Origin of the sequence: Accumulibacter sp. (genome assembly GCF_016789985.1) — a bacterium.
Classification (GTDB): Bacteria; Pseudomonadota; Gammaproteobacteria; order Burkholderiales; family Rhodocyclaceae; genus Accumulibacter.
On the sequence record NZ_JAEUOL010000187.1, the window covers coordinates 1 to 7,077 of the forward strand.

Sequence of the window (7,077 nt, forward strand, 5' to 3'; positions counted from 1 at the left end):
GGCAAGCTTCCAGGCGGCCATCAGGATCGGGAAATTCCACGGGATGATCTGCCCGACCACCCCGAGCGGTTCGTGGAAATGATAGGCGACGGTATGCTCGTCGATCTCGCTGATGCCCCCCTCCTGGGCGCGCAGGCAGCCGGCGAAGTAGCGGAAGTGGTCGATGGTGAGCGGAATGTCGGCGTTCAGCGTTTCACGGATCGGCTTGCCGTTATCCACCGTCTCGGCGTAGGCAAGCATTTCCAGATTGGCTTCCAGACGGTCGGCAATCCTGAGCAGCAGGTTGGCACGATCGGCCGCGGCGGTTCGTCCCCAGCGGTCGGCCGCGGCATGCGCCGCGTCGAGCGCCAGTTCGATGTCCTCGGCCGTCGAGCGGGCCACTTGGGTATAGGGTTTGCCGGTGATCGGGGTGATGACGTCAAAGTACTGGCCCTTGACCGGGGCAACCCAGTTGCCACCGATGAAGTTCTCGTAACGGGCCTGGTAGGCGATTCTGGCACCAGCGGTGCCGGGAGCAGTGTAGGCCATCTTGTCTCCTCATTATGGGTAGTTGATGAAGGCGTGTGCCGCGCCGGCCAGTTCTCCCATCCCGCCGGGTGCCGGCACCACTCGATCAGTATAGCCCACTGATCCAGTCGAGCTTTCAATCCGCGCCGGGCGGCCAGGGCCGGCGCACCGCGCTCCACCCGACCGGTGCCTGCCCGGCTCGCCGGTTCTCATGGCTCATCCGGCGCCCGCAGCGTCAGGCGAAGGTCCAGGATTCCGCGATCGGCCCCGGTGCTCAGGGTGAAACCGAAATGCCGCGCCAGACGCTGCATGCGCAGGTTGCCGTCGAGCGTCTCGCCACGCAACTCAACGATACCGCGGCCGCGGCAGTAGGCGATCAGGCTCTGCAGCAACAGCCTCCCGAGCCCCTGGCCCTTGATCGGCGAAGCGACGACGATCGCGAAGTCGGCGAGCGCACTGCCCGGGTCGACCACGGCACGCACCTCGCCGAGCGAACGCTCGACGCCATCGCTCCCCCGCTCGATGGCGACCAGCGCCATTTCGCGGTCGTAGTCGATCTGCGAGAAACGGGCCAGTCGTGCGCGCGGCAGGTTCCTGACCGACTCGAAGAAGCGCATGCGCGAATCCTCTGGAGCCAGCGAGTTGAGCAGTTCGCCGAGCGTGTTCTCATCCTCCGGGCGAATCGGCCGGATCAGCAGCCTGCCGCCCTGCCAATCGACGGTTTGCTCCAGCTCCTTCGGATAGGGGCAAATCGCAAAGCCACGCAGGCCGGGCTTGCCGGCTCCCGGCACGAGGTCGATGCGGGCGCCCAGCACGACCACGCCGGAAGCCTCGACGTGCAGCGGATCGAGTTCGACGCCGCTCAACTCGTCGATGTCGGTGAGCAGTTGCGACAGACGAACCAGCGCATTGCTGGCGGCGGCCTGCAGTGCTGGCCGCTCGCCTTCCGCGAGACTGTCGGCAAAGCCGCTGCGGGCAACCAGATCGCCGGCCAGCATCAGATTGAGGGGTGGCAGGGCAACCACCGGACGGCCGTCACGATGCCCGGAAGCGCTCGCCGGAGCCAGGAAGATCACCGGACCGAACACCGGATCGCTGGCCACACCAAAGCGCAACGCAGGCGCGCCGCTGCGCGCCGCGCTCGGGCGCAGTCGATAGCCGCTAGCGCGGCTGCCGGGCCGCTGTCGGCGCGCACGGTTGCGCAGCCCACGCGCCGCGAGCCGGATTTCGGCCGGCGAGCGCAGTCCCGCCGCGACCAATGCCAGGCTCACCCCTTCGCTGAACACCAGAATGAGATCGACCGGATAGCCGATCTCGCCGGCGGTGCGGATCGCCGCATCGATGCTGCCCGCCACGGCGTACTCACCAACGGCAAAACCATAGGCCTGCAGCAGGCGGCGGGCCTGACGGGTCGACAGCTTCGCGGCCCCGGCGGCGATCGCCTCGCCGACCGCGCTGCGCGCCGCCTCGACGTCCGGCGAAAACCCTTCGGTCAGCGACGGTGGCATCTGCATCAGCAGGCTGCGGTTGCGCCGGTAATTGACCACCCCCTGGAAAACCGCGATCGCCCTTTCCGGCGACTCATGACTCAGCACCCCGTGCGCCGCGGCGATTCTCTGCGCTTCCAGCATCGCAGCTCCGCCAACCCAGCAGGTGAAGATGTTGCGCTCGGTTTGCCGGGACACCTCGCAGATCGCCGCGGCCACTTCGGCGCTCGGCGCGAACGGGGAAGGCGAGCAGACGGTCAGCACGCTTTCCGTCTCGTTGTCGGCGAGCACGGTCGCCAAGGCCTCTCCCCAGTGAGCGGGCGTGATGTCTGCCGGCAGGGCCAACGGATTGGACAGCGTCGACCGGGTCTGCAGCAGTCCATCGAGGCGCTTCACGGTGGCTTCCGAAAGGTGGCCCAAGGTTCCGCCGGAACGCAGCAGCGTTTCGCCGGCGATCCGCCCGAGGCCGTGGCCATTGGCCAGAATGGTCAGTCGCTCGCCGCCCAGCGGACGCACTCGCGCCATCGCCTCGACCGCTTCGAACAGATCGCCGAGTGTAGCGATGCTCACCCAGCCGGCGCGGCGCAGGGCCGCCTCGTAAACCTGTCCGGCGGTGAACGGGGCACCGATCGGATTACTGCCGGTCACCGGTCGGCCACGCAGAGTGATCACCGGCTTGTTGCGCGCGGCGGCGCGCGCCGCCGACATGAACTTGCGCCCGGCCGAGACCTCCTCGAACTGCACCAGGATCGACCTGGTGTCCGGATCCGCCGCCAGCCAGTCGAGCACATCGGCCAGATCGACATCGAGACAGGCCCCGAGGTGCAGCACCGTCGAAAAACCGATTCCCTTGCTGTGGGCGCGATCGAGCACCGCAGCGGTGATCGCCGTCGACTGTGCCACCAGAGCGATCTTGCCCGGCTTGATCGGCACCGGCGCGGCGCTGGCGTCAAGGCCTCGAGCCGGCACGACCAGACCACCGCTCCCCGGACCGAGCACCCGGATCAGATACGGCTGGGCGGCTTCGAGAATCGCCGTACGTGCCGCCGCAATCTGTTTGCGATTCATCCTGTGCCACATCCACGGCCCGACGATCACCGCGCGCGTGCCGCGCGCACCGAGTTGACCGATGATCGAGGGAACATTGTCCAGCGACGCACAAATAATCGCCAGATCGGGTACCACCGCCAGTTCGCCGAGACGGACATCGTCGCCCAGGTAGAACAGCGAGCGCTTGCGGGCGCTGACCGACATCACCGGACCACTGAAACTGCCGGCCTCGAGATTGGCCAACACCACCTCGGCGTAGCGGCTCGGCTCGTCCGGCTCGGCGACCACCGCCACCGATGCGGGATGGAACAGGAATTCGAGGTTTCGGACAGTCATGATTGCCTGCGATGGATGGTCTCGACGTCATTCTGCCGGGGGCGCCCCGTCATCACCCTGCGCCACCGGGAGAACGATGGTCCTAGTGTGCCACGTCCGGCCCCGCCACCTCAATCCAACGTGACGAGCAGCGTGCATTGGCCCACGGTAGGCATGCCGACGGTGACGGCGATCGAGAACTTGCTATTTCGCTGCTGCTTTGCATAATGAATAGAGGTAAGAGTCGTTGGTAGGCAGTTTGGCGCATTCAAGAGTTTCTGCCGGGGGGCTTTATGGTTAAGGCATCGGATGAACGGAGTTTCACCAAGTCGCTCTTCTTCGGCGATATCCAGGAGGACATGGTGTTCCCTTATCCTACCCTCGACGAAGAGAATATGGCACGGTTGGCCATGATCCTGGACTCGCTGCGCACATTCGCGCAGGACAAGATTGACCCCAAGAAGATCGATCACGAAGCCTGCCTGCCGAGAGAAGTCGTCAGCGGCATCAAGGATCTGGGTTTGATGGGCATGCAGACCCCCATGGAATATGGCGGGCTGGATCTCGACACGATGTCCTATGCGCGGATCATGCAGGAACTGGCGACCTACGACAATTCGGTCGCCGTGTTCGTGGGCGGGCATCAGTCGATTGGCATGAAGGCGCTGCTGCTGTTCGGAACGGAGGAACAGAGGACGAAATATCTGCCAAAGCTGGCCAGCGGCGAACACATCGCGGCGTTCGCGCTTACCGAGGCTACAGCCGGCAGCGATGTGCAAGGCATGAAAACCAGGGCCGTGATGAACGAGGACGGCAGCTACACGCTCAACGGCAGCAAGATCTGGATCACCAATGGCGGCTTGGCCGATTTGATCACGGTGTTCGCCAAACTGAAATGCATCAAGAACGGGGAAGAGAAAGAGCGCATCACAGCTTTCATTGTTGAGAAGTCCATGGGCTTCAAGGCCGGGCCGCCTGACGAAAAGATGGGCCAAAAGGGAGCCAACACGGCCTCGATCTATCTCGACAACGTGCGTGTGCCGGCCGAAAACGTGCTGGGGGAACTCGGGAATGGTTTCAAGATCGCGATGGAGGTCTTGAACAATGGGCGCCTAGGGCTGGCCTCGGGTTGCGTAGGCACGGCCAAATATGCACTCAAGCTGGCCGTCGACCATGCTGAGGAACGTAAGCAGTTTGGCAGGAAGATCGGCGAGTTCGGCATGATTCAGCAGAAGTTCGGCGAAATGATCCTGGGCATCTACGCGATGGAGAGCATCGTCTACCTGACCGCCGGGATGGTGGATCGCGGGGTAAAGGATTTCTCGATGGAGTCCTCGATTTGCAAAGCCTACAACACCGAGATGCTGTGGAACATCGTGAATCATGCTCTGCAGATCGCTTCCGGTGACGGTTATCTGAAGAAACATCCGTACGAGCGGTTGCTGCGCGATTCCCGCGTCAATATGATTTTCGAAGGGACCAACGAAATTCAGCGCATGTTTATTGCTCTGAGCGGAATGGAGGGACCGGGCCAAAAGCTGGCCCAGCTGGCCAGGGCCTTCAAGGATCCAATCGGCGAGATGGGCGTGATCTACGATTATGTCGCCACCAAGGTCAGCCACACGGTGAACGCCGATCGACTCACGCGGTCCGATCCGCTGTTAAAGGACGAGGCTGTGGGCTTCGAGGAGGGCGTGAAGGCGTTTGCGGCCACCGTAGAAGCCGCCTTGCGCAAGTACGGCAAGCACATCATAGACGAACAGTTCCTTCAGAAACGCCTGGCCGAAATCGCAATGAACCTCTATGTACAAGTAGCTTGTGTCGCCCGCGCCACGGCGCAACTTCATGCGCTGGGACCAGAGAAGGCACAGATGGAGATGCGTCTGTGCAAGGCTGTCTGTCGTAAGGCATGCCACACCGCGAACCAGTTGCTCAAGGTCTGCGACGCTAACGACGACGATGAGATCAGGAAGATCGCGAATTTCACCTATGAAAGTGGCGGGTATTTTTGCCCACTGCATTAGTTCTACTTTGTCAGATTCCCGAAGACTCTTCTGCCGCCGTCATCTGATATAATGCAACACATTGTTTTCAATAATACTTTTTGGGTTGATCATGAACATGACGGCCTCAATATGTCGACTGCATTGCCTTGCTGGTCGCTTCGATCGAAGGCAAGCTTGATGCACACTTCTCCCCGTTTGCCGAACGCTTCGCATCCGCCACGCGCAGCGTCGCGGACAGCGCGAAGCGCTACCTGCGTGGCCTCTATCAGGCCCGGCGCCGGAACATGGAGTGCATGGCCGAGGTCGTCGCCGGCAGCGACTATCAGCGGATCCAGCACATGCTGAGTGTCTCGGACTGGGATCACGCCGGCGTCCTGCGCCAGGTCGCGCTCGAGGCCGAGGCGTACTTTCCCAAAGGTGGCCGGGCGCTGGTCATTGACGAGAGCGGCTTTGCCAAGAAGGGCGAATGCTCGGCCGGCGTCGGCCGGCAATGGAACGGTCGGCTGGGCAAGGTCGACAACTGCCAGGTCGGCGTCTTTGCCGCACTCGCTCAGCGGGAGACGGCGTGCCTGATCGACGCCGAGCTCTTCCTGCCCGAGGACTGGGCCAACGATCCGGAACGCTGTGCCCAAGCGGGGATTCCGGAGGAAGCGAGGGTTTATCGGAGCAAGGCCGGAATTGCCCTGGGCCTGATCCGGCGCGCCCGGCGCCCTAGCCTGAGCTTCGACTGGGTCGCCGCCGATGGCGGTTACGGGCACCTGCCGTGGTTCCTGACCGAACTGGATGACGAGGGCGAGCGCTTTCTCCTCGAGGTCCCTTCCGACCAGACGATCTATCTCGACGATCCGGCGCCGACACGGCCCGAGCGCCCAGGCCGGGGCCGTGCCCCGATGCGCCTGACGAGCACGGCGATACCCACGGACGTCACGACGTGGGCGTCGGCCCAACCGGCCCACGCCTGGCGCCGGATGAAGCTGCGCGACGGCGAGAAGGGCGAGGTGGTCGCCGAGTTCTTGGCGCGGCGCGTGTTCGTCTGGGACGGCCGCGCGCCCCACGCTCGCCACTGGCATCTGCTCGTCCGGCGCGAGATCGGCGGCGACAAGCTCAAGTTCTGCCTGTCGAACGCCAAGCCGTCGGCCTCGCTGCGCCAACTGGTCTTGATGCAGGCATCGCGCCACTTCGTCGAGCGGGCCTTCGAGGACGCCAAGAGCGCCTGCGGCATGGCCGAGTACCAGGTGCGCGGCTGGCTCGCCTGGCATCACCACAGGGCGCTGGTGCTGATCGCCCATCTGTTCCTCGCCAAGGAACGGCTCGCGCTGCGTGACACCCACCACCTCCTCTCCTGTCTCGACGTTGTCGAGAGGCTGCGCCACAAGCTGCCGTCCAAAATCGACTCCGATGCCGACCTCGTCAGCTCGATCGCGGAACGACATCGGCGACGATTCGACGCCGCCAAACACCACTACGAGAAGCATGGCCTTACTCCACCAGCATCATTCGGCGAGGGAATCTGACAAAGTAGAATTAAGCAGCGCTGACTCGCTTTACTATCCAGTTCGAGGAACGCATTCCTCTCAAGAAACAGAACTGAAGGCGACCGTTTTCATGCGGCTGCCTGCAACGGGTCAATCTGGAAACCGAGCGCGGCGGCGCGGCGCTTGAGTGCGGCGATATTTCGTTGGCGCTGTTGTTCTTCGTAGCGCTGTTGTCCC

4 protein-coding genes are annotated in these 7,077 nt (G+C 63.5%); 2 read left to right on the top strand and 2 right to left on the bottom strand.

The features are described 5' to 3' along the window. Both JNK99_RS11140 and JNK99_RS11145 read right to left on the bottom strand, forming a co-directional pair. The coding region (locus tag JNK99_RS11140) for an aldehyde dehydrogenase family protein (RefSeq protein ID WP_291852868.1) at positions 1-528 on the bottom strand (528 nt) is incomplete at its 3' end. A 188-nt stretch (positions 529-716) separates the two neighbouring features. Further along, entirely contained in the window at positions 717-3,380 is a 2,664-nt protein-coding gene (locus JNK99_RS11145; protein WP_291852871.1) for a bifunctional acetate--CoA ligase family protein/GNAT family N-acetyltransferase, read from the bottom strand. Positions 3,381-3,652: 272 nt separating this feature from the next. On the opposite strand from JNK99_RS11145, the gene JNK99_RS11150 reads away from it, so the two are divergent. Further along, positions 3,653-5,383 (top strand): acyl-CoA dehydrogenase family protein, encoded by a 1,731-nt coding sequence (locus tag JNK99_RS11150; protein ID WP_291852873.1) that lies wholly within the window; start codon positions 3,653-3,655, stop codon positions 5,381-5,383. 128 nt (positions 5,384-5,511) lie between these two features. Further along, positions 5,512-6,879: an IS701 family transposase gene (locus tag JNK99_RS11155; RefSeq protein ID WP_291852875.1), complete on the top strand. Its 1,368-nt coding sequence runs from the start codon at positions 5,512-5,514 to the stop codon at positions 6,877-6,879. The last annotated feature ends 198 nt before the right edge of the window (positions 6,880-7,077 follow it).

What these genes read in the sequence shown, in the direction of transcription:
- JNK99_RS11145 (WP_291852871.1), bottom strand. Translation starts at nt 3,380, where the DNA reads ATGACTGTCCGAAACCTCGAATTCCTGTTCCATCCCGCATCGGTGGCG.
- JNK99_RS11150 (WP_291852873.1), top strand. Translation starts at nt 3,653, where the DNA reads ATGGTTAAGGCATCGGATGAACGGAGTTTCACCAAGTCGCTCTTCTTC.